20 protein-coding genes are annotated in these 26,666 nt (G+C 51.6%); 7 read left to right on the top strand and 13 right to left on the bottom strand.

Features of this window, described 5'->3' with window-relative positions; translation table 11 throughout:
* Positions 1–281 precede the first annotated feature (281 nt).
* Positions 282–3,491 (bottom strand): PAS domain-containing protein, encoded by a 3,210-nt coding sequence (locus tag M0R47_RS07860; RefSeq protein ID WP_292552769.1) that lies wholly within the window; start codon positions 3,489–3,491, stop codon positions 282–284.
* 562 nt (positions 3,492–4,053) lie between these two features.
* Positions 4,054–5,115, bottom strand: coding sequence for a magnesium/cobalt transporter CorA (gene corA / locus M0R47_RS07855; protein ID WP_292552766.1), 1,062 nt, complete (start codon positions 5,113–5,115; stop codon positions 4,054–4,056).
* A gap of 124 nt (positions 5,116–5,239) precedes the next feature.
* Here corA and M0R47_RS07850 point away from each other — a divergent pair, with 124 nt between their 5' ends.
* From M0R47_RS07850 to M0R47_RS07820, 7 genes are all read left to right on the top strand, one after another.
* Entirely contained in the window at positions 5,240–5,713 is a 474-nt protein-coding gene (locus tag M0R47_RS07850) for an ATP-dependent zinc protease (protein ID WP_292552763.1), read from the top strand.
* Between the two features lie 44 nt (positions 5,714–5,757).
* Positions 5,758–7,128: a DNA repair protein RadA gene (gene radA / locus M0R47_RS07845; RefSeq protein ID WP_292552760.1), complete on the top strand. Its 1,371-nt coding sequence runs from the start codon at positions 5,758–5,760 to the stop codon at positions 7,126–7,128.
* 205 nt (positions 7,129–7,333) lie between these two features.
* Complete coding sequence (gene glgX / locus M0R47_RS07840) at positions 7,334–9,421, top strand: glycogen debranching protein GlgX (protein ID WP_292552884.1); 2,088 nt, start codon at positions 7,334–7,336, stop codon at positions 9,419–9,421.
* Between the two features lie 433 nt (positions 9,422–9,854).
* Positions 9,855–10,478, top strand: a complete 624-nt coding sequence (locus M0R47_RS07835; RefSeq protein ID WP_292552757.1) for a DUF4912 domain-containing protein — start codon at positions 9,855–9,857, stop codon at positions 10,476–10,478.
* Entirely contained in the window at positions 10,478–12,130 is a 1,653-nt protein-coding gene (locus M0R47_RS07830; protein ID WP_292552881.1) for a 1,4-alpha-glucan branching protein domain-containing protein, read from the top strand. The genes M0R47_RS07835 and M0R47_RS07830 overlap by 1 nt, the downstream gene beginning before the upstream one ends.
* A gap of 186 nt (positions 12,131–12,316) precedes the next feature.
* On the top strand, positions 12,317–13,825 hold the full coding sequence (locus M0R47_RS07825) for an endonuclease/exonuclease/phosphatase family protein (protein WP_292552754.1): 1,509 nt from the start codon (positions 12,317–12,319) through the stop codon (positions 13,823–13,825).
* Positions 13,826–13,986: 161 nt separating this feature from the next.
* Complete coding sequence (locus M0R47_RS07820) at positions 13,987–15,579, top strand: phospholipase D-like domain-containing protein (protein WP_292552752.1); 1,593 nt, start codon at positions 13,987–13,989, stop codon at positions 15,577–15,579.
* Positions 15,580–15,996: 417 nt separating this feature from the next.
* Here the strand turns inward: M0R47_RS07820 and M0R47_RS07815 are convergent, their stop codons facing one another.
* From M0R47_RS07815 to M0R47_RS07765, 11 genes are all read right to left on the bottom strand, one after another.
* Entirely contained in the window at positions 15,997–16,515 is a 519-nt protein-coding gene (locus tag M0R47_RS07815; protein ID WP_292552749.1) for a hypothetical protein, read from the bottom strand.
* Between the two features lie 243 nt (positions 16,516–16,758).
* The gene (locus tag M0R47_RS07810; protein ID WP_292552746.1) at positions 16,759–17,739 is read right to left on the bottom strand and encodes a vWA domain-containing protein; all 981 of its coding nucleotides are present in this window, start codon (positions 17,737–17,739) and stop codon (positions 16,759–16,761) included.
* A 167-nt stretch (positions 17,740–17,906) separates the two neighbouring features.
* Positions 17,907–18,467, bottom strand: a complete 561-nt coding sequence (locus tag M0R47_RS07805; RefSeq protein WP_292552743.1) for an MxaK protein — start codon at positions 18,465–18,467, stop codon at positions 17,907–17,909.
* Positions 18,464–19,444: a vWA domain-containing protein gene (locus tag M0R47_RS07800; protein ID WP_292552879.1), complete on the bottom strand. Its 981-nt coding sequence runs from the start codon at positions 19,442–19,444 to the stop codon at positions 18,464–18,466. The genes M0R47_RS07805 and M0R47_RS07800 overlap by 4 nt, the downstream gene beginning before the upstream one ends.
* Complete coding sequence (locus M0R47_RS07795; protein WP_292552742.1) at positions 19,441–20,316, bottom strand: nonribosomal peptide synthetase MxaA; 876 nt, start codon at positions 20,314–20,316, stop codon at positions 19,441–19,443. Before M0R47_RS07795 ends, M0R47_RS07800 begins: the two co-directional genes overlap by 4 nt.
* Positions 20,313–21,149: an MxaS protein gene (locus tag M0R47_RS07790; protein WP_292552740.1), complete on the bottom strand. Its 837-nt coding sequence runs from the start codon at positions 21,147–21,149 to the stop codon at positions 20,313–20,315. Before M0R47_RS07790 ends, M0R47_RS07795 begins: the two co-directional genes overlap by 4 nt.
* Positions 21,150–21,289: 140 nt before the next feature.
* On the bottom strand, positions 21,290–22,306 hold the full coding sequence (locus tag M0R47_RS07785) for a MoxR family ATPase (RefSeq protein ID WP_292552738.1): 1,017 nt from the start codon (positions 22,304–22,306) through the stop codon (positions 21,290–21,292).
* 144 nt (positions 22,307–22,450) lie between these two features.
* Positions 22,451–22,735 (bottom strand): methanol dehydrogenase [cytochrome c] subunit, encoded by a 285-nt coding sequence (locus M0R47_RS07780; protein ID WP_292552735.1) that lies wholly within the window; start codon positions 22,733–22,735, stop codon positions 22,451–22,453.
* 13 nt (positions 22,736–22,748) lie between these two features.
* The gene (moxG, locus tag M0R47_RS07775; protein WP_292552732.1) at positions 22,749–23,222 is read right to left on the bottom strand and encodes a cytochrome c(L), periplasmic; all 474 of its coding nucleotides are present in this window, start codon (positions 23,220–23,222) and stop codon (positions 22,749–22,751) included.
* A gap of 28 nt (positions 23,223–23,250) precedes the next feature.
* Positions 23,251–24,090: a methanol oxidation system protein MoxJ gene (gene moxJ, locus M0R47_RS07770; RefSeq protein ID WP_292552729.1), complete on the bottom strand. Its 840-nt coding sequence runs from the start codon at positions 24,088–24,090 to the stop codon at positions 23,251–23,253.
* A gap of 340 nt (positions 24,091–24,430) precedes the next feature.
* Positions 24,431–26,245, bottom strand: a complete 1,815-nt coding sequence (locus M0R47_RS07765; RefSeq protein WP_292552727.1) for a methanol/ethanol family PQQ-dependent dehydrogenase — start codon at positions 26,243–26,245, stop codon at positions 24,431–24,433.
* Between the last annotated feature and the right edge of the window lie 421 nt (positions 26,246–26,666).

Genomic DNA, 26,666 nt, shown 5'->3' with positions numbered 1-26,666 from the left:
ATATAAATTTTCCGCTAAGGTTCAAAGCCGGAGTGCAGGCTCTGCCTGCTTTGCAAGCACCAAAAGTAGGCGCTTTACGACTGCAAGGACAGCACCGTAGGGTACGCATCGCGTACCATTTTCAATATTTTTCGCTGGATTAAATTCCTGGATCAAATCCCAAAAAGGTACGCGATGCGTACCCTACTGGGCTAAGTACCTACATCCATGTAGGCAATGCAGGGGCAATTGCCGAGGCAGAGCTTGCACTCCAAGATACCGAAGAACTTTTGCCCGGTTACTTAAAAAGTCTCTTGTAAAGAAATGATGGCCGGATTCAGGGCGCATTGCAGCTCGTCAAAATTAACCGGTTTAACCAGATAATCGTTGAATCCGGCTGTTTTCGCCAGTTCACGATCCTCCGGTCGTCCGTAACCGCTCAGGGCGATCAGGATAGTCGTTTTAAGGTCGGGATGTTGTCTTAGCGCCCGCGCAACCGCGTAGCCGTCCATTCCGGGCAGGCCGATGTCGAGCAGTATGACCTGTGGCCGTTGGGCTTGCGCGACTTCCAAGGCTTCATAACCGTCATGGGCTAACCATACGGTATGACCTTTGCTGACCAGCAACAGGGAAAGGCTCTGGGCTGCATCATAGTTATCGTCGACCACGAGGATGCGGAGCGAACCTTCAACCGGTTTGGAGCTTGGTTGGCAAAGAGCCGGAACAGTCGATGGTAACGGCAGGCCGGGAAGGCGAATAACGAATTCGCTGCCTTTGCCGCGGCCCTCGCTTTGCGCCCATACCTCGCCGCCATGCATCGCCACCAGGCTTTTAACCAGCGCCAGACCAATGCCCAAACCGCCTTCCGCGCGGTCAATGGTGCGGTCCACCTGATAGAACAACTGAAACAGGCCGGACAGCGCCGAAGGAGCGAGGCCGCGGCCGTTGTCGCGGACCCGGAACAAGATATCATTGCCCGCCGGCTCAACGGTCAGCACGATGCTGCCGCCTTCGTCGGTATACTTGGCGGCGTTGTTGAGCAGGTTAGACACGGCCTGCGACAGCCGGACCGGATCGCCTTTGACGTATAACGGCTCAGGCGGCAGGTGTACGGAAAATTCATGGCGGTGAGCATCAATCAGCGGTTGGCTGGTTTCGACCGCCCGCCGCACGATAGCCGACACTTCGAGCGGCTCTTTCTTCAGTTCGATCTTGCCTCGGCTGATGCGCGAGACATCCAGCAGGTCGTCGACCAGCCGGACCATGTGTTCGACCTGGCGGCCAATGACATCGCGGCACCAGGTAAGTTGCGCCTCGTCCAGGCTGGGCAATTTCAGGATATTCACGGCGTTGCTGATCGGCGCCAGGGGATTGCGCAGTTCATGGGCGAGCATGGCAAGGAATTCATCCTTGCGCCGGTCCGCTTCGAGCAAGTCTTTTTCGGTTTGTTTGCGGTCAGTAATATCCTCTACGATGACGCCGAATCCGATGACCTCACCGTTATTATTATGCAAAGGATACCAACTTTCGTTCCAGTAACGTATTACGCCGGGTGCCGATGGGGTTTCTCCGCTGAGCTCATGATTATTTACCGGCGCTCCTGTCGATAGAATCTGATTGACAATCTCTTCGGCAGCAGGCGCCAACATCGGCACGATATCATGGATGCGTTTGCCGATATGTGCGACAGCAGGAAGGCCGTTAATTTCCGCGAGCCTGTCATTGATGAGGCGGTAGCGCAACTCGCGGTCGAGGTAGGCGAAGCCGACCGGCGCTTGGGCTAGCATTCCGTCGAGGATTGCATGAGCTTTGACCAGATCCTCCTCAGCCTTTTTACGCTCGCTGATGTCGAGTACATGCACCACAAATCCGCGCACCTGTCCCTTGGCGTCGAAGTCCGGGGAATACGTCGCGTGAACCCAGCGCGGGCCGCCCTTGAGATACGGTACCTGGAGCTCGAATTCGACCTGTGCACCGGCCAAGACTCGCTGGACGTGATCCTTGACGGTTTGCCAAGCCACCTCGCCGATGACGTCCCGCATGTGGCGGCCCAGTACCCGTTCACCGCTATGGCCGAACCACTGCTCGTAGTTTCGGTTGATGTGACGGTATCGGCAATCTTGGCCAATATAAGACATTAGCGCCGGCGCATTGTCCATGGTCACCCGCAGCAGATCGCGAGCCTGCTCGGCCTCTTGCCGCGCCATTTCCAGTTCGGCCGTGCGCTCGGCCACGCGCTGCTCCAGTGAGGCATTGGCTTCGCGTAGCGCTTTCTTGGCCCGATTCATTTCGGTGATGTCAATGCCGACTTCCATGATCATCGGCGAGCCGTCGGAGTCCGTGAACGGAAAGTCGTGAATCTCGTAATCGTGATCATCCGGACCGGTCCATTTCCAGTTCAGCGGTGCGTTGGTTTTCAGCACCTTGAAAGTTTCGCAGACCTCGCAGGACTCACTACGGCTAAACAGGTAATTATAGCAAGGCCGCCCTTGGGCTTTGCCGTAGCGCTGTTCAAAAAAACGGTTGGCAAAGGTCACGTGGTAATCCTGCGTCAGCAGAATGACATAAGCCGGCAGCGACTGTAGCACGTCATGCAGTCGCTGCCGTTCGGAGTGTACGGCGGTGTAGGCCTGAGCCAGCTCGGCCGTGCGCAGTGCAACCTGACGGCGCAGCTGCCAGGTCCACAGCCCCATCAGCGCCAACAAGCCGGTAGCAGCCAGCGCTGCCCAAATGACATATCTAAGCGGAAAAACCGACGACTCGTCGTAGGGGCCCAGCCGTTTTTTGTAAAGCCTGTCATACTCGCCGTTGGCCTTGACGATAGCCAGGCCCTGATCGAGTCGATCGCGCAACTCGGTGTTGCCTTTGCGTACGGCAAAACAGAATTCCCGCCGGTATTCCTTGAGCAGCGGACCGGGTACGACGATCTTATCCAATCCGAGGTTATATACCAATGCATTACCGGGGCGCATCGGCGCCAGCAATGCGTCATGCTGCCCTGAGGCCAGCAGGCGAAAGCCGTCAGCCAGGTCATCGACAATTACCAGTTGAGTGTTGAAGCCGCGGCTGGCAAGAGCTTCATGAGCGGCATCCGAGCGCAGCACAATGATGCTCATGGCGCGGGCCTGTTCGATGAAATAAAGGTCCGGGCTACCTTTGCGAACGAAGAAGCTATCATAGCCGATGGTGTGAGGCTGGGTAAATTCCGCCTGTTTTTCACGTTCCGGCGTGCGCGCCACTAGCGGCAGGGCGGCGATTTTACCCGTCTTCAGGTTTTGCCAGACGGTATCCCATTCACCGGGATGGAAGGTAACAGGAATATCCATTACTGCGGCAACCGCAGCCAACAGTTCGACGGAGAAACCGGTCGGTTGGCCCTGAGTATCGACATCGGCATAAGGCGGAAAGCCGATTTCAGAACCGACGCGCAAGGGCTGCTGCGCGCTCGCAAAGCCGGAAGAGGCCCAAATGGCTCCAACCAACAGCAGTGCAAATAATCCGCTACGCTTCATAGGGAACAACGCTCTCTGTCATGCCGGAGTGCTGACAGGGTGTACGGTGGGTTGGAAGGTGGATTTGCGGCTGCCTCTGCCGGAAGGCGGGATAATGTTTTCAAAGTCGGGGGTCTCATGGTCGGCTCAGAATTAACGGGCCGTAAGAAATATATCCAGGGTTACAGTAGCAGCTACATTGAACCAAAATCATGCTTGTGCCTGCTTGGTAAAGTGCTTGTTGGCGGCAATCCGCACCGCGCCAGTTTAACCGGGTTGTTCTTAACCTACTGTTTTAATCAAGATATTTAATTGCTTATTCATTAGCAAGCTATTTTTAAGTTTATAGGATATTTATCCGAGAGGAAAGGGGGCTGTAAGAGCTCAATTGGATGGTCGTCAGGCGAAAATGCAGCTTTCAGAGGATCAGAAAAGCTTTATCCTGATTTTGATACGGATCGCTACCTTTGGATGCTGCGACAGCTTACCCGGCTATTTTGTAAATACTCCTGATTTTAGAGGGTGGCGCTATTGCTATTAAAAATAGGCGCATGGTCTTTTCTATGACAATGTTTTGAGCCGTTTAAATCCAGTCCTTTTTCTTGAAAAACCTGAGCAACAATACCGACACGCCGATAAATACCGCCCACAATGCCGGGTAGCCCCATCTCCATTTCAGTTCCGGCATGTATTCGAAATTCATGCCGTAGACGCCGGCGATAAAGGTTAACGGGATAAAAATGGACGCAAACACGGTCAGTATTTTCATGGTTTCGTTCATTTTGTTGCTGACGCTGGACAAATAAATGTCCAGCATGCCGGCGATCAAGTCCCGGTACGATTCCATCGCTTCACTGACGCGTATGACGTGATCGTAAACATCGCCGAAGTAGCGCTTGGTTTTGTCATTGAGCAGCGGGGATTCGCTGCGTTGAATGGAGGCCAGCAGTTCCCGCAACGGCGATACGCTCCGGCGTAAAAAAATCAATTCACGCTTGATTTTTTGGATGGTGTTCAGGGTTTGCGCCGATGGGTTGCTCAGTAATTCGTCTTCGACGGTTTCAATCAGTTCGTCGAAGTTGTCTTGCAGGGCAAAATACTCGTCGACGATGGTATCCATGATGATATAGGTCAGGTAATCGGTGCCAAGGTTCCTGATTTGGCTTTTATCGTTGTTAAGCCGGCTGAACAGGGGATCAAATATCTCATCCGGCTTTTCCTTAAAGGTGAAAACAAACTTATTTAACAGCAATAAGCTGACCTGTTCGTATTCGACATTAAATTCATCCGCCAGCGACAGCGCTTTTAAAACAATATACAAATAATCATCAAATTCCTCGAATTTCGGGCGCTGATGCGTGTTAAGAATATCCTCAAGGATCAGCGCATGAATGCCAAAATGCCAGCCGATCGCGTCGATAACCGAGACGTCTCTAAGGCCGTCGATAATGACCCAAGTGACGGTATCGGTGCTTTGGTAGGGCAGCAGTTCGTCAATGTTCTTGATGGTGTGCCGGGTTAGCGTTGCTTTGTTGTAATCAATGACGGTAATTTTATGTTCGTGTTCATGCACTTCGCCAACATGAACCAATGAGCCGGGCGGTAAACCCGATTTGTCGGAAGCGGAACTCAGTGATTCGGGCATGGCTTATCCTTATTTAATAAATATTTTTATCCGCTTGCTGTATTCAAGCATAATGGCGCACATTTTACAGGTGTTCGGGCAGTTGTTGGGTCAAAGTATAACTTTAGGGTAAGGCTTTACACAGATGATACATAAACCAATGTTGGGCTGGCGCGAATGGGTGGCTCTGCCGGAACTGAATCTGCCGGAGATTAAGGCAAAAATCGATACCGGGGCCCGATCATCGGCGCTGCATGCGTTCGCTATCGAGCCTTATCGAAAAGGCGGGGAACATTGGGTGATGTTTGCCATCCATCCCATGCAAAAACGCTCCGATGTGGCGGTTGAATGCCATGCGCCGGTTAAAGATCGCAGGCTGGTCATGGATTCCGGCGGACATACGCAACGGCGCTATGTGATAGAAACCCAGATGATTTTGGGACAATCGCTCATAAAAGCCGAAGTGACGCTGACCAATCGCGACACCATGAGTTTTCGTATGTTGCTGGGGCGCACGGCGATGGATGCGCGTTTTACGGTTGATCCCGGCGCATCGTATTTACAGGGGCGGCCGGATGCGGCTGAATGTCAGCGATTGCTGACAGCAAAGGGTGTATAGTTCCCGGTAATTTAACCGCTGTTGATGATATTTTTTAGAGTGTTATGAGTAAGAAAATTAAAACCGCATTTGTCTGCGACCAGTGCGGAGCCGATTATCCTCGCTGGGGCGGTCAATGCACTAGCTGCGGCGAATGGAATACCATCAAGGAAGTCAGGCTGGGCGGGTCGGAACGTAATAAAAGCTCGGCCGGTTATGCCGGAAGCCGATCCGAGGTTAAATTATTATCGGATGTTAATCTTTCCCAGGCGGAAAGAATTTTTAGCGGAATTTCCGAATTCGACCGCGTTCTGGGCGGCGGGATTGTCTGCGGCAGCGTGGTGTTGATCGGCGGCGCGCCTGGGGCGGGCAAGAGTACGCTACTGTTGCAAACCATTGCCAATATTGCCGCGCGCGGCGTCAGCGTGCTGTATGTTTCCGGCGAAGAATCGCTGCAACAGATTGCCGAACGGGCGCACCGGCTCAAGCTGCCTGCGGACAAGATCATGATGCTGGCCGAAACTTCGGTGCAGCGTATCTGCGATGTGTTGGATGAAGTCAAGCCGCAAATCCTGGTCATCGACTCGATTCAGGTGATGCATACCCAAGATACCGAATCGGCGCCGGGGTCGGTTTCGCAAGTCAGGGAATCGGCCAGCTACTTGACCCAATACGCTAAAAAGCATGGCGTATCGATTTTTATGGTGGGGCACGTCACCAAAGATCAATCGCTAGCGGGGCCTATGACTTTGAGCCATATTGTCGATACCCAGGTGATGTTGGGATCAACCGATGATGCCCGGTTCCGGGTGTTAAGGGCAGACAAGAACCGATTCGGCAGCGTCGGCGAATTGGGTTTTTTCGCGATGGACAGCACCGGACTCAAAGAAGTTAAAAATCCCTCGGCGATGTTTTTAAACCGGCCCGACAAGCCGTCTTCCGGCAGCGTGGTGACCGTGCTGTGGGAGGGGACGCGGCCGCTGTTGGTGGAAATTCAGGCGCTGGTGACCGAATGCCAGTACGGCAATCCGCGGCGTTTGGCGGTGGGCTTTGATCAAAATCGTCTGGCAATGCTGCTGGCAGTGCTGTCGCGGCATGGCGGCATTTTTACCGCCAATGATGAAATTTATGCCAACGTGGTCGGCGGCATAAAAGTCACGGAAACCAGTTCCGATTTAGCCATCGTGGTCGGCGTTGTGTCCAGCCTGAAGGATAAAATCATTCCGCATGATGCGTTCTTTTTTGGGGAAATCGGCCTGAGCGGCGAAATCAGGCCGGTAGCCAATGGCCATGCGCGGCTTAACGATGCGGCAAAACACGGCTTCAAGAAAGCGGTTATTCCCAAGGCAAACGTGCCTAAAAAAACTATCGAGGGTTTAGAGATTCATGGCGTTTCCATGCTTTCCGAGGCGTTGGACGTTATTTCAGAGATGTAAGGCCCTGATCCGGCTGTTTCTTGTTGGACGAAAGCCGTATCCTCTTAAATGTGTTGCGTCTATGAATTCAAACCGTTAAAAGCCGGTAAGGTCTTCAATAATCAGTATCAGTGAAATTTAGTTCTTTCATAAGTTTCTGTTTTCAATTGAAGACAGCCCAAGTTATTTAATTAAGCTTTGCGAGTGCAAGGCGTGAGAAGTGAATATGCACAAAAAGAAATACCAGTTAAGGCCGGGTAATCCCTATCCTTCCGGTGCCAGAGCTAAAACGAAAGGCATTAATTTTTCCATTTTCAGCCGCTATGCGACGCATGTCGAACTGTTGCTTTTCGACACGTCAGACTGCGATGAACCCTTCCAAACCATCGTGTTGCAGGAAGATATCAACCGAACTTTTTTTTCCTGGCACGTTTATGTGACCGGGTTGCCGGTTGGCACATGGTATGCGTGGCGCATGGACGGGCCTAATCATATCCGTGAAGCGGGATTGCATTTTGATAAAAACAAGCAACTGATTGACCCTTGGGCGCGTGCGGTCAGTCATAAACGATGGAGCCGCAAGGCGGCGTGCCTGCCGGGCGACAATAAACTGACCGCGATGCGCTGCGTTGTCGTCAACGACCGTTATGATTGGGAAGGCGATGTGCCGCTGCGCATTCGTAGCGAAAGAGCCATCGTTTACGAACTGCATGTCGGCGGCTTTACGCGGCATCCTTCTTCAAAAGTCGCCAATCCAGGCACTTTTGCCGGGCTGATTGAAAAAATTCCTTATCTGCAAGAACTCGGCATTACCCACGTTGAGCTGTTGCCCATCATGGCTTTCGACGAGCAGGATGTGCCTGTCCATACCACCGATCTGGGCTTGAAAAATTACTGGGGTTACAGCACGCACAGTTTTTTCAGTCCGCATCCGGGTTATTGCGTGACTCCGGAACAGGGCACGCATGTGCAGGAATTTCGAGACCTGGTCAAGGCGCTGCACCGGGCCGGCATCGGCGTGATTATGGACGTGGTGTTCAACCATACCGCAGAAGCGGGCGCAGAAGGCCCCATTATTAATTTCAGGGGCATTGGCGATGATATTTTTTATCATCATGACAAGTTCGACAAGAGCATTCTTCATGACTATACCGGCTGCGGCAATACGGTAAACGCCAATCATCCTTTGGTATCCAACTTTATTATCAATTGCCTGGAATACTGGGTCAGGGAAATGCACGTTGACGGTTTTCGCTTTGATCTGGCCAGCGCGCTGGCGCGAGGGGAGAACGGTGAAGTGCTGCAAGATCCGCCATTGCTCTGGGGTATCGAGCTTTCAGAGCAACTGTCGAAGACCAAGTTGATTGCCGAGGCCTGGGATGCGGCCGGGCTGTATCAGGTCGGCAGTTTTCCCGGTTACCGCTGGGGCGAATGGAATGGTCGATACCGCGATGTTGTCCGGCGTTTTGTGCGCGGCGATACCGGGTTGGTCAACGAGCTGGCAACCCGCCTATGCGGCAGTAACGACCTGTACGAACACAAAGGCCGATTGCCGATCAACAGCATCAACTTTGTAACCTGTCACGACGGTTTTACGCTGTATGATCTGTTCAGTTATAACGAAAAGCATAATTACGCTAACGGCGAATATAACAAGGATGGCTGCAACAATAACTTAAGTTTCAATTGCGGCATCGAAGGAGAGACCGAAGATTTAAGTATTTTGGCATTGCGCCGGAAACAGGTGAAAAACGCTTTCGCCATCCTGTTGCTCAGTCATGGGGTTCCGATGCTGCTGGCAGGCGACGAGTTGCTGAACACTCAGCGCGGCAACAACAATTGCTACTGCCAGGATAGCGAGTTGTCCTGGATAGATTGGGATATGACCGAACAACATGCCGATATGCTGCGCTTTGTCCAGCTCATGATAACGCTGCGTACCCGGCATGCGTCCATCATGCGGCGGCGCTTTTTGGCCGGAAGACACAATGACAGGGGCATAGCCGAAATTCAGTGGCACGGCATTGAACTCAACAAGCCGCTATGGGGTAATCATGACGCGAAATTTTTGGCGTTTACCTTGGCCGGCGTTGAAGATGACGACCCCGATCTGCATGTTGTAATGAATATGTCCGAACAACAAGTTTACATTGAACTGCCGGTGATTCCCGGCCGTGCATGGTGTTTGGCTTTGGACACAGCGCTGAAGTCGCCTCAGGATATCGTGCCGAGACAAGACCAACAACCGGTTCACGAAAACCGTTATTCGGTCAATGCCCGGAGTGTTGTGGTTTTTGAGAATGTGGAATACTGAATTGTGTTTTTGCTGACCGGAACGGACTTGTTATCCGTTCCGGCTTTCATTGTTTAACAAGCACAACAAAACCGTTGGCAGGGATTCGCGCATTGATACGGCCTTGGTCGAACCAGAGGCTTGCCCCATAGTTTCCCTGATTTTGACCGTCGTACGTTGTTTTGCCCGATTTTTGATAGCATTGCGCAAAAGGCCGGAAATTATGCGTATAAAAAGTTGCCGCATTAAGCTGCAACCAAACTATAGGGATGTGCCGCCAGTAGAAAATGCCGGTGCGTTTCCAGTGTAATTAAATCCGTAGCTAGACCCTGTGGAATTTACTACGTATACTTGGGAAAAGTTGCTTTTTTAGGTCATCTTTAATCTAAGAAAAAAGATGGGTTAGGTGTAAGGAAGCATTTTAGATAGGGCAATCGTAACGGTTAAGATGGTGATGACGTTTTTGCATTCAGGATACAATTCCAAAATCAGCCTGTCGGCGAGTGAAGTACTTGAAATAAGCCAGGAAATCAGCCGTAATTTTACGCCATGCTTTTCAAGCGGGATGCCGGAGCTTGCTGAAAAAATCAGGCTTTCGCCAAAGGAACTGCTCGATATCGGAGATGAGATTAGCCGGAGCTTTGCACCCAAGGCGTCCCACAATATTCCCGAAGTCACCCTTTTGCCTGTCGATCCCGGACACCTTTATGCCTACTGGAACCTTGGAGAAAACCGGGAAAACGCCGCGCCTGACAACGAGGACAAAGGCCCTCTTACCTTAAGGATTTATTCGCAACCTGAGCAAGAACAGACCGCTACCGAAACGGTAGCATGGTTCGACATTGCCATTGACAGTCCCAGCCCTCGGCACCAAGTATCCCTGCCCAACCCGGTTAATGAAACGGCTTATTCAGCCGCCATTGGCATCTGTTGCGAAGAGGATGGTTTTATCGCTTTCGCGCACTCGAATATTATTCATGCCCCTCATGCAGGGGCAACGTGGCGCCAAGGTCATGAAAACGCCACTTATTGCCTGGGCAAAAACGCCTCAGGCCAGGGAATCAGCAAATCAACGTGATGACAAAAAGCTTGCCTCGTTCCGATTACGCTTCTTGTCAGCAAGGAATGCTGAGTATTATTCTTCACGCCCATCTTCCCTATGTGCGTCACCCTGAACATGACAGTTTCTTTGAGGAGAACTGGCTGTTCGAAGCCATAACCGAATGCTATCTGCCGCTGATCGGCGTACTTGAGCGGCTACACGCGGATAACGTCGATTACCGGCTGACGCTGTCATTGTCGCCGACGCTGATTGCCATGCTGCGCGACGAGCTGCTGCAAACGCGGTACCTGAAATATCTGCATAGCCGGCTGGAGTTGGCTGAAAAGGAAATTATCAGAACCCGCAAACAGCCGGAATATCAAAAACTGGCGCGGCTCTATCGCCGCTTTTTCCTGGATGAGCTAAACACTTACCAAGAGCTTTACCACGGCGATTTGCTGTCGGCTTTTAAAAAACACCAGGCCACCGGCAAGCTTGAGCTGATAACAACGGCCGCGACCCACGGCTTTTTGCCGCTACTGAATGTCAGCGAAACCGCAGTCCGCAACCAGGTCAATACCGGCATCGCAACGTTTAAAGCTAATTTAGGCTGCGCCCCGACCGGTTTTTGGCTGCCTGAATGCGGCTATTATCCGGGCCTTGAGACGGTGCTGGCCGATGCCGGTATCAAGTATTTTTTCGTCGATAGTCACGGCGTTATGGATGCCAGCCAGTCTCCCCGTAATGGCGTTTATGCGCCGCTGGATTGCGGTAACGACGTCGCGGCGTTTGCGCGCGATCCTGAGTCATCAAAGCAGGTCTGGAGCGCAAAGGAAGGCTATCCGGGCGATTTCGACTACCGGGAATACTACAGCGATATCGGTTTTGATCTGGATTTGGATTATGTCGCGCCCTATATTCTCGACGGTAAAACCCGCATCAATACCGGGATAAAGTATCACCGCGTGACCGGCGGGAACCTGCCCAAGCAGATTTATAACCCGAGGCAGGCCTTGGCAAAGGCGTATGAGCATGCGCTGGATTTTATCGGTAAACGGCAACATCAAATCGATCGGCTTGGCGCTGCGATGGACAGGCCACCCATTATAGTTGCGCCTTACGATGCCGAACTGTTCGGCCATTGGTGGTTCGAAGGTACGCACTGGCTGGAATGCGTGCTGAGGCTGGCAAGCGAAGATAGCAACGGCGTCCAGCTCGCCAGTTGTTCGGATTATTTAAAACAGCAGTCTCCGGCTCAGATCGCAACGCCAGCTGCGTCAACCTGGGGCGATCAAGGTTATTCCAGCTACTGGATCAATGAAACAAATGACTGGATTTACCCCTTGCTGCACAAGGCCGAACAGGAGATGGAACAATTGGCGCGGGATCTTCGAAGAGTGGCGGTTACTCCATTGCAGAAGCGAGCCTTGAATCAGGCGGCCCGGTCGATTTTGCTTGCCCAAGCTTCCGATTGGCCGTTTATCCTGAAATCGGGGACAACTATCGATTATGCGAACAAGCGTGTTACCGATCATCTGGCCAGGTTTAACTATTTGCACGACAGCATTCGCAAGAACAGGATCAATGAGCGTTACCTGACCGCCCTTGAGATTATGGACAATATTTTTCCTGACATTGATTTTCGGGATTACAATCCTTCAAAAGTAGGGGCGGATTATAAACTTTAATACACATCAACTTAAAGCAGAGCACCACGAAGCTAAAAGTAGGCGTCTCTAGGCGACACGAAGGACGCGAAGTTTTATCTTAGCTAAGCTTCGTGTCCTTCGTGTCCTTCGTGTCTTCGTGGTGAATCAATCTACTATCTTTCCTTCTGACCTGCATTTCAGGCCAGCAATCACCGGAGACAACGGATGAACAAGATCCAACTGCTGTATGTTGAAAATGTGATTAGCCGGAAAAAGGAAAGCGCTCAGCAGACGCTGAGCTTTTTTATGCAGGTGGAAAACGACAGTTACGACAAACGGGTTGACGTGGTTTGGTCGGGTGAAGACGGCATCTGGCAAACCCTGCCTGCAAGCTATCACAGCAACTCGGGACACGCTAAAGAGTACTGGCAGGCCCGGATACACTTTCATCCTGCTCCGGATAAGTCGCTGCCCGGTAATATCGAGTTCGGGTTGCGCTACCGGGCCTCTAATGCCGAGCACTGGGACAACAATCAAGGCTTGAATTATTCCAGCCAAGCCGACTCAGGCATCATGCTGGCTGGTGCAGTCCCGGTTTTGAACATCGATTTTGCAAGCAAGCTGGATGACGGACAAAAAAACATCCCGATCACGGTTGCTGTCGATGGCTTTGACCCTGCCGACAAAGTCACTGTGCACTGGACGACGGATAACTGGCAGCACACTCAAATCACCCTTTGCCATTTTAAAAGGAATTGCTGGGACAAAGCGGCGCTCAGCAATGCCAGAAATCCCAATCAGTACGGCGTTGCAATCTGGAAAACCTGGCTTAGAATCGGTCAAGCGTTTCGCTTGGAATACAGCATCTGTGTTGAGCGCAACGGCCAGCTTTTTTGGGACAATAACCACGGCCTTAACTACTCGCTCAGCCACGAGCCGCTAAAAGTTATGATCCTTAACCTGCACTGTTATCAGGAAGATAACCAGGATTATAAGTTTTCCCAAATAGCCAAGGCGATTGACGAACTGAATGTTGGCGTGGTTTGTTTTCAGGAAGTGGCTGAACTTTGGAATGACGGGGCAGGGGACTGGCAGACAAATTCCGCAAAAATAATCAATGATCGCCTCGCTACGCCCTACCATCTCCATACCGACTGGTCGCATCTGGGCTTTGGCAAGTACCGCGAAGGCGTTGCCATTTTAAGCAAGTATCCGCTCATCAAACAGGATGCCAAGTATGTGTCGGCCAGCGATGATATCCACAATATTCATTCCCGAAAAGTGGTCATGACTCAAATCAAGGTGCCTTATATCGGGCGGGTGAACGTCTTTTCGGTGCATTTAAGCTGGTGGGAAGACGGCTTTGCCGAGCAATTTCAATGCTTGTGCGAATGGGCCGAAGCCAAGCATTCGGCTCAGGTCAAAGCCACCTTGTTGTGCGGCGATTTTAATATTGCCGGCGGCTCGACCGGCTATCATCTGGTGGCCGATGGACACCAATATGATGACCAGTATTTAGCGGTCAATTCGCAGGGCGTGTTTGAAAAAATATTCAGGGTCAATGACGCTCACTGGCAAAATTATCCGAGCGATGATTATCGGATTGATTATATATTTTTAAATAAAGCCAGTGACCTGAAGGTTACTTCCGCGAAGATCCTGTTTACCGAGTCGGATTATGGGAGAGTTTCCGATCATTGCGGTTATTTTATGACGTTTGAGCCTAAGATTTAAAACAGGAGTGCAGGCTTCGCCTGCCAGGCAGGCGAAGCCTGCACTCCGCAATGTTCCACAGAGACCTTATGTATTAAAGATGGGAGCGCTAGTCTTAAGCAGCGCATGGACATGAGACAAAATTGCAAGCTACAAGTCTTTACCCTTATGGAGATAAACCTATGCAGATAGCTGAACACTACGCTTCGCCCATTCATGGCAACCTGGGCGGTTCTTTTCAAAGAGTGAACGATTTTAATGACAAATTCTACATCCGCTGGGGAAAAATAGATTTTGATGTGTTTTACGGCGTTCAGGCTAATGTCAAGGTTATCTTAAAAGTCTACCGCGATGCGGTATGCGAAACCTACATCGTCGATACCGATGCTTATGATATTCATTGGGACTGTCACAAACGCTCTACGCGGGACTTTTATATTCACCCGTTTTCAAACAACTTCGGCCAAATTAACTGCATTAAGTTCGCCTTTATTGTGCATCTGGATGAGCGCTCGATCGCCTCCCAGAACGAATATATCTTTATGGACTGGCACCAGATTCAGGGTGACCAAGCGCAGTATCGAAAAATTACCGGGGATTGGGCAACCCCCAGCAGTTACCGGACTCATGAGTTGAATGCCGGCGAATTACAGAGCGATGTGGATTGGTATAACCATCATTTTGAAGCCTTGCAACTGGTGCCCAAATTCACCAAGGGGCAGCAGCACCATCCTTATCACCCCAAGCGTTATATTCACGACCTTATCGACAAGGTAATCCGCTGCAAGCACGAGCATCCGGGGCGCTTATGCACGATAAAAGTCAGCGTGGATTGCATTGACGACCATGATTTTATTACCCATTTGCTAAGCGCCAGCGACCAGGGGGTATTGGTGCAGTGCATCGTTGATTGGCGCAAAATGACCCTGACCAACAGCCAAAACTATGCGCGATTGAAGCGTTCGCGGGTTGAATTGATCGGCGTTTTTTGCAGTCCCAAGCATCACCTGATCGAAGTGGAACCGGATATGCACACCAAATTCATCATTTTTAATGACGAAGACAGCATACTGGGTTCATTCAATATCACTTTCGATCGCTGGTGGGCTAATTGGGAATCGGGCATGACCTTCCACTCCAAAGGCATCTGCCGTCTGTTGGATAACATCTTTCAAAGCCAGCGCGGCGGCGTCATTCAAAAATACGGTATTGATCCATTAAGCCATTTCAACTTGCTTTATACCTTCGGTCGGCACGTCATGCTTAACGGCAAGCCCTATCGTCCTCATCATGCCATATTGGCGGAAATACACCGCGCCCGGCATTCGATCAAGGTGTCATTGTTTTTGATTGGCGATTTGTTGGGAGATCATCATGATAGCGTGGTCAATGCATTGATACATGCCAAGAACCGAGGCGTCTATGTGCATATTTTACTGAACGGCCATCTTGCCAGACAGGGCCGTGTCGGTATAGAACGGTCGATGCACGATGAACTGAATCGGCCATTGTTGCCAACAGTAGACCGGTTAAAGCATGCCGGTATTCCGGTAGGTTTGATTTACGGGCAAGACGACCATCCAGTGCCGTATTCCCCGGTCCATTCCAAATATTGCATTATTGACGACTATATCGTTATAGAAGGCAGTTTCAACTGGTACAACACCTCGGTTTTTTCCCATGATTTACTGGTCGTAGCCGCCAATCACGACGTGGCACAGCCTTATCTGTATGAGTTTGAGCAAATACAGCGGTCGTTCAGGGTGTATTATTGAATCGGTTTGCCGTTGGCTGTTGGGAGGTTTTTTGTGTTGTCCAGTAGACCGGTTAACAACATTTGTAACTATTCAGCCACAGATCAACACGGATTAAACAGATAAGGCGAAAGGCGAAAGGCGAAAAATTGAAAAAATTCTTAAACATCAATGCAAGCTATTTTTGCCCTTTGCCCTTTGCCCTTTGCCTTTCGCCTTTTACCTCTCTTTAGTGTGCATGTGTGGCTGAATAGTTACAAAATAAGACTTCCAGGATGATTGATTTGTCGTTTCACACTGGGATGATGAATATGCACCGATTTTCTATATTCGCGGCGCTTTACTTGGGAGATGCGGGTTAAACCTTCCAGGTTTTAAAAACCTGGAAGGTCTGCCGCCCGCTTACAGATCGCTTCACCGTCTCCTTTCGCGCGATTGCTACAAAAGGCCGGTATCCGCCTGCGCGTCGTCATCGAATTGGTGGTAACGACTGTAAATAACCGCAACGGCCGCAAGTACCATTAGCTGCCAGATGTAACTATCGAAATATGCGACGCAAACAGTTATCAGGCCCAGGAATAACCCGGCAAAAATACAGCGCCAGCCTCTTTTTATGCCATCCAGATAAGTCGTTAACGCCAGTATTAACAGCACGATCAAACCGGCTTCTTCGTGAAATATTCTTCCTGAATTGTGGTAGGCGTAAATCACAATGCCCGCGCACAAGCCGCCTGACCAATGCAGCAGCCGCTCGATAAGCGCTTTGAGGTTATCGCCATGCTGCTTGAATCGATAATAGCCGGGAGTGATGGCGATAGCGGTAAACAGGAACATCATCGCAAACCAATAATCGTGGCTGGTATGCCGATAGGTATAGCCGATGTAGGCACCGAGCACCGACAAAAGTAAACGTAGCGTAAAAAGATTATGAGTTGATAGCAGGTTCTGTTTGTTCATGGATGATTTCTCAAGAGAATGGATAACGAAAGGCGGTTACCGACGCCCAAGCTGGAGAGACTGTAAAAGTATTATCAAAATCATTTTAAAAACCTATTCACCACGAAGCCAACAGTAGGCGCCTTTAGGCGATACGAAGATCATGAAGGAAAAATAATTATTTAAACTCAATGTATTGAAAACTTCGTGTCCTTCATGCCTTCGTGGTGTAATGCTTTTGCTTTTGTTCTAAAACGAATACTTTCACAGTCTCTGGAGCTTGGGAATCAGCGAAAAAAATCGACGGAATAGATAGACTCTCGGCAGATAGACGAGGCTGAGCATCAGTAATGCCAACAAGGCCGGTTGCCAGCGAATATCGGTCTGTACAATTTTTTCAGTCGCCAGTTTAGGGTTTTGTAATGCCAGGCTCAGGTTTTGCAAGTCGGTTAAGCGGGCGTAAGCCAAACCGGATTCGGCACCCAGGTTTTCCAAATAGGTTTCATGTAAAGCGCTTAAATGCTCGTTGCCTGTGGCGGCTTCGTTGCCGAACGGGGCGTTGCGTGCGTTGTAGCCTTTGATTTGCGACGGGTCTAAATTGGATTGCCCGAACGAAGAGCGGTGCGGTACGTCGCCCTGGGCATAAAATCCGGTTTGTTTGCCCAGGCTGTCAAACTTGGGGATAGGCACAGCCTGCAAGCCGCCGACGCCGATAATCATGCCTTTTGCTTGTCCCTTTATCGTGGAAAAATCGGTTGGGTAATTGGGATTAACGGGCGGCGCTTCCTGGCCGTCGGTAATGAAGATCACCGAACTGTCGCTTTTTTTGAGCATTTCCAGCGTACTCAGCAGACCTTTGGCGATATTGCTGTCTGCCGCCCAGGCCATGCGCCAGTCGACTTTGCTGATGGCGGTGTCTATTTCCGTGTACGCCGAACAAACTTCCAGCGGCTCGAATAACAGGGTTGAGCGCCTTTCGGTAAACAGGCCCAGGCCGACTTTGGATTCGCAAGGCAGTTTTTGCAACAGTTCGCGCAAAGTTTGCTTAACAAAATGCAGGCGGCTGACGGCTTGGTTGTCTTGTTGGTAGTCGGTCGCATTCATGCTGCGGGTGATGTCGATAATAAAGGTGTAGTTGTAGGTTGGCGTTTTTTGTTGCTTGCTGGGGTATAGGAACAGCACCAGCATCGCTAAAACCGCCAGCAGCAGGCACCAGGTTCGATAATCTTTTAATGTTTTGCTCATTGTTTTTTCCTCGTTCCCACGCGCCGCGTGGGAATGCCGTGCCGGACGCGCTGCGTCCCGTATTTGTGCAATGCGTATTTCTATATGTTGACCGTGATTCGCGGCGCAGCGCGCCTTGACTGCGTTCCCACGCGGCGCGTGGGAACGAGATGGAAAAATATCTAAACTCAAGGCAACCCACGCGGAAACCCCGGCACTGTCGTCCACAACTGAGATTTCTGCTGTGTGGGTTCGTCGTCCGGCATGTCGCCCCTGTCCATTTCCGGCAGTAAACGCATGGCGACTTCAAGGTTGTATTTGGCATCCCAGTCTCTGCTGTTTAACGCCAAAGACTGCCGGTAGGCCTGTTTCGCCAATCCGGCCAAAGGCATTGCTTCGTTGATATTCATGGCTAAGGCCTGCTGTATGGCTTGCTCCAGATACAGGTTACCGAGGTTGTAGCGGACTTTGGCCTGGAAGTTCCGGTCGCCTTTGTTCATAATCAGACTCAGGGTCGACAAGGCCTCGTCGTAGCGGTGTTTTTGTTTAAAATAAAAAGCCCGCGCCAGTCTCAGTTCCGGCTCGCCGCCAATCACTTTATTAACGGCCACATCCTTGCCCGAAACCAATTGCCGGATTAAGTCATTGTTTTGATGGATGCCATACAACGCGCCGGCGCTGTAAACGAAAGCCGCTAAACTGAGCGCCAACGCGGCCCACAGCGTTATATGCCTGATCGTTCTTATCATCGTTTGACCTCAAAAAATTTAACGCCCAGCAGAACCAGCAGCAAGAAGGCCGCTACGTTGTAGCAGGCTGCCGACAAGTCCTGTTTGGGGATGCGTTCGAAATAGTGCATCGGCAGGTTTTCCAACTGGTTGATGTCGGCAATCGCCTGCTTTAACGCGTCCGGGCTTTCCGCTTCATAAGCCTGATAGGGGCTGCCGAGCCCCAGGAAAAACTTGTGCAGATACAGTTCGGGCATGGCTTGGGCATTATCGTCCCGGCTGTCTTCAGGCTGATCGAAAATGCCGGGGCTGCCTGCAGTGCGCAGGAAAATCCAGTACAGGCGGACTTGCTGTTGTTTAAACCATTCGCGCAATTTCTGTTCGCTGTCGTGATCGATTGCCGCCGCCCCGTCCGAAACCAGCAGCACGATACGTGAGCCGGTGACCGGTTGTTGTTCGAAAAATGAGATAGCCATGCCCAAGCCTTTGCTGACATGGGTAAAACCCAGCGCCGGTGTCGCGGTCGCGGCAATCGCCGCCTGTACCGCGTTTTTGTTTTCGGTCAGCGGCATTACAAACAAGGGTGAGGTGCTATATTCCGCGACCCCGATTAAATCGGTTTGCCGTTGTTTGACAAAATCGGTCAATAACCGCCGTGCGGCCGTGGCTTTGGATTCCTCAACACCGTTCGGTGCGCGTCCTGCAAAGGTGTTATCCATGCTGCTGCTGCGATCGAGCAATAACACGATATGCGCGCCGTGACCGATCCTTTCCCGGCTTTGTTCGGTGCGATGCAGGCCCGCCATGCCCAGCACCAGTCCAGCGATGGCCGCCATGGCGCATAGCCGTAAACAACAGACGATAAAAACCGACAGCGTGTCGCCGGGTATCAACGCCGTCCACGGCGCGGGGCTGGTACGCATGCCGCTATTGAACAGCGGCAACAGGGTGAGCAGCAGGCCTGTCAAAGCCCAAGGGGTATTAACCGCCAAATTCATCGGCTGCCCCGCTCGATTTTCCGGCATTGTTCGCAGAGGTCTTTTAGTTGTTGTAAATCCTGCGCGACAACAATCATGCCGTCGGAAAAAAAGTAACGATTGGAGTAGGTGAAAAACCAAAGCAATTGGGCGTTTATTTGCAGATACTGCGGATTGCGCCGGTAAAAATCGCTCAGGCGGTTAGCAAACAGCGGCTGTCCGTTGAGGCTGTTCAAGGCCTGATGAACAACGGTCAAGGCTTGTTCCATGTCGGCTTTGGACAGTCCCGCCAGTTTGCGTAATGCCCGTTTAAACACGGTGCGCCGCGGCATGCCGGGAAAGCATCCGTATAAATAGCCCAGATAGACTGCTATCAGTACGGCAACGCTCAGGCCGGCGGACAAGCCGTACAAGGCATGGGTATTTGTTAATAACGGCGGCTGGATGTCGGGGCGCATGTATTCGCCTTGTTCGCTTTGGCGCGCGATCAACTCCCTGAGCGGGGACAGCGTAAAAGTCCAGGCGGGGACGTTTTGGCTGATGCTTTTTTCGCCCTGGCTGAGCTGCACGGTAAAGCCGGGCAGGGTTAACGATTTAACCTCCAGCGGCGCGTAAAAAACCTGGTACAGCAAGTCGATTTGATAATGCTGCCCGCTTTGTTTGACCGTGACCTGATTCAGGTTAAGCCAACGGTTGATTTGGCCTTTGGCGGGTAAGCTGCCGGGTTGCAAACTGATGCCCGAGCGGGTTTCGATCACGATGCGTTGGGGGATTTCATCGCCGTTAACGTAACCGAAAGGGCGCGGCGTTTCGACGTTAAAATAGCTGGCCGGCTCGTCGATCGAGCCGGAACAGCCCAGCAGCGACAACACCAGGATGAACAGGATTCTCATGCGACCCTCTGCTGCAAATGACGATTAATGGTTTGGGTGTTGTAGCCTTCGGTAATAAACAACGGCTCATTGCCAAAGGCCCTGAAGATATGTTTCAGGTCGTGTTGGCGTTGCCGGTAGGTGGCGACTATTTTTTGCCGCAAGGCCGGACGCATGAACAGCGTGCGGGTCGCATGGTTTTCCATGTCCTGGAAAGAAATAAGGCCCCAATTGGGCAAGGCCGCGTATTCGTCCTGATTCCATAGCACCAGCGGGATCACATCGTGAGCCTGTAGCGAGCCTAATACGGCGTGCAACTGAGGCAGCGGAAAATGGCAGTCGGACAATAAAAATACCAGCGAGCGCTCGGCAGGCAGAAAGGCTACCGCATTTTGAAGTCCTTTTGCGTTGCCGCTAAAGCTAAGGCCTTCCAGTTGTTTTGCCAGTGCCGATACCCGTCCCCAGTGTTGACCGGCGGGAAGCAGCCAGCGATGCTCGATACGCCCGGTGCAGCCGATAAAGCCGAATTTGTCGCCGTAATCGAAAGCCGAATGGGCGGCGGTCAGTAAAAAACGGAGCAGGGTTTGTTGTTTATCGGCATAGCCCATCGATGCCGACATATCGGCAAGCAGATAGACGTTGACGCTGCTTTGCTGTTGGTAGACGCGCACCCGATACGACGAAAACGGGTCGAGCACACTGGCGCGCAAGTCTATTCGTCGGGGGTCGGGGCTGGCAATCAGCGGTTCGTGGCGTTTGAACAGCTGTCCGGCGCCGATCATTTGTCCGGGATGCGCGCCGGGATAGACGGAACTTGATTGCCAGGGGAGGCGATAATGTAGCGTTTCGGTCATGGGGTACGATATTTTTCTCGTTTTATGCCATTAGGCGAAATGGCCGTATATTCGATTAATTCACCACGAAGACACGAAGAGCACGAAGTTTTATATTTTTTTCTTCGTGTCCTTCGTGTCTTCGTGGTGAAGTTTTTTTATTAAGGCGCTGCCACCTGGTCCAAAATCCCCTCGATCAATTCGGGCAACAGCTGTTCTTTCCTGTAGCTATACATCGGGTTTAAAAACAGCCGATGGCTCATGCAGACCGGAAAAACTGCTTGCAAATCTTCCGGCAAGACATGATCCCTATGTTCCAGCCATGCGCGGGTTTTGGCGGCGCGGACCAAGTAACTCATGCCGCGCGGACTGGCGCCGGCCATTAACAATTGCGGCATTTCGACATCGCTTAATTGAATGCCGTATTGTTGCGGCCGATGCGTGGCTTTCCATAAACCCAGCGCGTAAGTATGGAGTTTGGGACTGGTCTGTATGCGTTGCTGCACGGTTTGTGCCAGCTCATTGAGCCGGTAGTAAATGCCGCTGTTAGCGACTCCTGCAACAAGCTGGTCGGTATCGTGAAAACGGGGATTGAACATCAGCTCGTCCAGTTCAGCATCCGCGCCGGGCATGTCGATATTGATTTCCATCATAAAGCGGTCTTTGGCGGCTGCGGGCAGCTCAAAGGTTTCTTCTTTCTCGACGCGGTTGCGGTCGGCAAAAACTTGGATGTGCGGAAAATGATAGTCGCGGTTAAAGGCGTTGATGCTGCGTTCGGCCATCGCCCTCAACAGCAAGGCATGGACTTGCGGGCGGGCGCGATTGATTTCGTTGAAGAAGAAGGTGGCGAGCGTGTCGCCGTGTTTCAGCAAAGGTCCCGGATCGACGCACGGACGGCCTTGGTCGTTTAAATAGGTGTAATAAATCAAGTCGGCGGGCATCAGGTCGATAGTGCCTTCAATGCGCTGATAATCGCCGCCCAAGCCTTGGGCAACCGCTCTTAGCAGCGTGGTTTTGCCTACGCCGACATTGCCTTCCAGCAATACATGGCCTCTGGCAAAAACGGCCAGGATAATATTCCTGGCCGCAGGTTGCAGGCCGATAACGGTTTGGTTGATTTGTTGTTCAAACTGTAACGCTTGCTCGCGCCAGTCGGTAAGCTGGGTGTCTGTGTTCATTAGCTTTATAAAAAACGCTGGTTTTCCCCTCGTTCCCACGCGCCGCGTGGGAACGAGAAACGATAAAAAAGAAAAAAGGGCATAAGATACAAACAGGCTCACAAGGGGAAGAAAGGCGCAATGCATCTATGCCCAAAACAATGGCTATTCGATGTCGTCTACGTCATAAACAAACTTGCCGGTCTTGGCTAAATGTTCCTGGCGTTTTTTATTGCGCTCTTCCATTTCTATAACCGATTGGGCTTGCTTATTCAGTTCATTGACATCATGTTTCGGGTCATACTTGCTGCCCGCCACTTTTTCCGGGTAGCCCGGTTTGGGCTCCCAGCAAACGCCTGGTTCCTTGCAATTTTGACCGTCGTAGGCGATGGCCGAATAGGACAACGCCACCAACACGACGCCTGCATTAATTAAAAGCATTTTTTTCATCTGTGTTTCCTCTCTATTTTAACCATTTGGCTTTTTTAGGATTACCTGTGTAGATGTCCCGTACCCAGGACATGATCATCAGCATTTCATCGGTCGATAGATTGACGTATTGCGGCCCCATCATGCCGCTGGCGCCGCCGAACAAGATTTCAAACAAGCCCTGATCGGTGGCGGCAGACGGATAGGTCCAGTAGTCGTCCGCCAGTCCGGGCCCTAGTTTGCCTTCGGCTTCGTGGCCGTGGCAGCCGGAACAGGCGGTCAAATAAAGGTCGTGCCCCTTTTGTATGGCTTCCTTATCGCCGTTGTAGGGGTTTTTGCCCGTTTCCTTGAATTGATTGAAAACGGCTTCGTTACCGCCCGATTTGGCGACGCTCATATCCAGCGGCGCGCCGGTAATGGCGTTACGAAAGGTTATTTCCGCCAAGGCTGCCGAGCTGGTCAACGCCAGACTGACAGTCGCAATGGCTAATAATTTTTTTCTGTTCATTTGTAGATCCTGATTTATTTAAGATTTTCTAAGGCGCATCGGGTTCATCGACTAAAGGGATGCCTTCCTCTTCCAATAGCTCGGTTATTTCATCCCGATTGTCTTCGATAACCTTGTTCAACTGAGCCAGTAAGAACGGATCGTTTTTCCGGACGCCCATCGATGTGCTGAAATGAAAGTCGACTTTTTGCCCGTCTGCGCGAACGTTGTCGTCGGGAATCATCGTCATCGCCAATGGCGTGGACGATGCTTTGACATAACGCGCGGTAGACGGGCCCCAAAGAGCGGCAATCTCGGCATGGCCTGATGAAATTTCGGAGACCAGTTTCGAGGCTTCGTATTTGATGTACTGGTTGCGCCTGGATTTAAATCCGACCAATTCCTGTGAATAATTGAACATATCGTTGTAACGTCCGATAGCCTTCATCATCACTTCGGGCGGCGTGCCGGGTATGAAAGCAATGCGTTGCGCCTTGCGTAATGCCTCGCTATCCCAGTTAAGCAGGTCCAGGTTGTCGGCTTCACGCGAGATGAAAACATAGCCGGATCGGTAGTAAGGCTGGGTGGTCAAGACGCGGGGATCGCCTTTGTCGACGCCTATTGCCAGATCGCACAAGCCTTTGTCCAGCGTGTCGCGTATGTAGTAACGCGGGTCGTTCCAGTAAACGTATTCGACTTTTCTGTCCAGGGCTTTGCCGACCAGTTCTGCCAGTTTATTTTCGAAGCCTTCGCCTGCCTTATTGGAATAAGGCATTTCGTTTTCCGCCGCGCAGACTTTTAGCGGTTTGGTGGCTTCAGCTTTGGCTTGGCTTATTGCCAAACTGCTTCCCAAGCACAAAGCCGTTATTAAAAATTTGTTTATCTGCATATTTACTCTCGTTAATGCCGGTTTAATGTAGCTACTTCGCTAGTTCCCAGACTGTAGCTCTCATCGTTATACATACCTTGACGTAGGCCGGAATAAGCCGGTCCGCGCGTTAAGCGACGGACTGGTGTTTCCGGCGCTCCGATTGCCGGAAATGCCCGCCCTTGCTGACGCCGGGCGGGCTTATTCCGGCCTACGTCCTATACTGGACGCAGCGCGTCCAGTACTGCATTCCCACGCAGCGCGTGGGAACGAGGGGGTGACGCGGTGTCCCGCAGACACTTGTGTATAAAGACGAGAGCTGGAACTTGGGAACTAGCACATCTGAATAATTGCGCTGTTATCAATAGCCCAACGCAAAGACCATCACGCCGCCGCCTTGTTGTGTGTAGTGGGCCAGTTCTTTAAACGCACCGACCGCACCCAATCCCGCGGTAGGGTCTTGCAAGTCGAACACTAAACCAACGCCGGGCCAGCCGCCGACACCGTAGTAAATCGCCACATACTGCTTGCCTTTATGTCCAAAGGTAATCGGGTGGCCGATAACGCCGGAAGGCAGTTTGAATTTCCACAATTCCTTGCCGTTTCGTGAATCCAGCGCTTTGATGTAACCGTCCAGGGTGCCGTAGAAAACCAGGTCGCCCGCTGTTGCGGTGGTGCCGCCCCAGACCGCGAATTTCTCCTTGACTTCCCATTCGAATTTGCCGGTTACGGAGTTCATCGCTTTAACTTGTCCCAAGGTGCCTTTAGGCCCCGGATACATGTTCAGCGTCGCGCCGACAAAGAACTGGCCTGCACGGTAAGGCAGCATGAACGGTTCCCAGTCCATGCAGATATGATTGGTGCCCATGAAGAACAGTTTCTTGTTCGGATCGTAAGATTCGATACCCTGGTTGTGATAACCCATCGCGGACGGGCAAATGCCTTTGGCTTCATGATCCATGTGGGTCGAAAACTCGGGATCGCGAACCGGCAGGCCGGTTTTTAAATCGACTTTTTTAACCCAGTTGACGGTATCGTCGATTTTAAAGGCGTTGACCAAATCGCCGTTTTCGCGGTTCAGGGTATAAACCAGGCCATTGCGGTCGGGGTGGGTCAGCAGTTTGGTCATTTTCCCGTCAACGAGCTGCTCCGATAAGCCCATGTAGTTGACGCCGGCGTAATCCCATTCGTCGTGCGGCGTTTTTTGATAGCCGAATTTCGCTTCGCCGGTGTTGATGTCGCGGCCCCAAATGGTCATCGTCCATTTGTTGTCGCCCGGACGCATGGTTTCATTCCACGGCGCGGGGTTGCCCGAACCGTAATAGAGCATGTCCAGGTCAGGATCGAACGCATACCAGCCCCAGTTGGTGCCGCCGCCGATTTTCCAGGCATCGCCTTCCCAGGTTTTAAGGCCCAGTCCGAACTGGCCGTAATGCGGGTTGGCGCTGTTAAAATCCTTTGAGAGTTTTATATCTTCATCAGGGCCGGTGGCGTAAACGCGCCAAGCCTGTTTGCCGTCTTTAATGTTATAGGCCGTGGCGTAACCTCTGACGCCCAATTCAGCGCCCGAGCTGCCGACGATGACTTTGTCCTTGGCCACAAAAGGCGCGACGGTCAGCGTGGAACCCATCGCAATGTCGGAATTTTCCATTTTCCACAGCAACTCGCCGGTCTTGGCGTTTAACGCGACGATATGGCCGTCCAGCTGGTTCTGGAAAATAGTCGCCGGATAACCGTCACCGGCGGGCGCGTAAGCCAAACCCCTGTTGACTACGTCGCAGCAGGCTACCGCGCGGGCGGCGGGATTTTGCTTGGGCTTGTATTCCCACAGGATTTTGTCCGGCTGATCCAGGTCGATCGCAAAAATGTTGTTAGGGAAGGGGGTATGCACATACATGATGCCGTCAATAACCAGCGGCCCGCCTTCATGCCCGTTCAGTACGCCCGTGGAAAACGACCAGACCGGCTGTAGATGCTGGACGTTGTGCGCGTTGATCTGGGTCATATCGCTAAAGTGGGTTGCGCCGTAGTCTTTGGTCTGCATGACCCAGTTGGTATCTTCTTTTGACAGTCTGTCCAGGGCTTTGTTAGCCTGTGCCGGTATCGAAACCGATAATAAGGCGCCGCTACAGACAGCGGATGCGACAGCGGTGCGGGTGAATTTGGAAATCCGCATAGTTCCTCCAGGGGTGATGGTTGTTGTACTTATATAAAGCCAAGCCCGTGCGTATCAATAAAGGTTGAGTAAGGTAACTAGCTTTCTTGATCAAAACGTTTGCAATGCTTCATTGAGCGGCAGGGCTGAGCAGGCGCCCATAGTACGAGAGCGCTTGCTTGTAGCGTTACGGAATAAGCCCGGAAATCGACAGGAAAAATCCCGAAATAAATCAAGAAAACTTCCTGTGCCGTTTGTCTGTGACGATTAAGGTGATTTCCATATGAATCCGCCAAAAGAATCGTCCACGAAAAACACGAAATCTCCGCAACAGGATTTTTTTTTGTGCTTTTCGTGGACAGTCGGTAACTCAGGCGCTGTGTTTGCCGATATAAAACGGGAAAAGCTCCTATCGATTTGCCTCGTATATACAGGCATGATG

This window comes from Methylobacter sp. (genome assembly GCF_023227905.1).
Taxonomy (GTDB): domain Bacteria; phylum Pseudomonadota; class Gammaproteobacteria; order Methylococcales; family Methylomonadaceae; genus Methylobacter_A.
The sequence above is the reverse complement of the archived record's forward strand: the minus strand, read 5'-3'. Positions and strand labels throughout refer to the sequence as shown.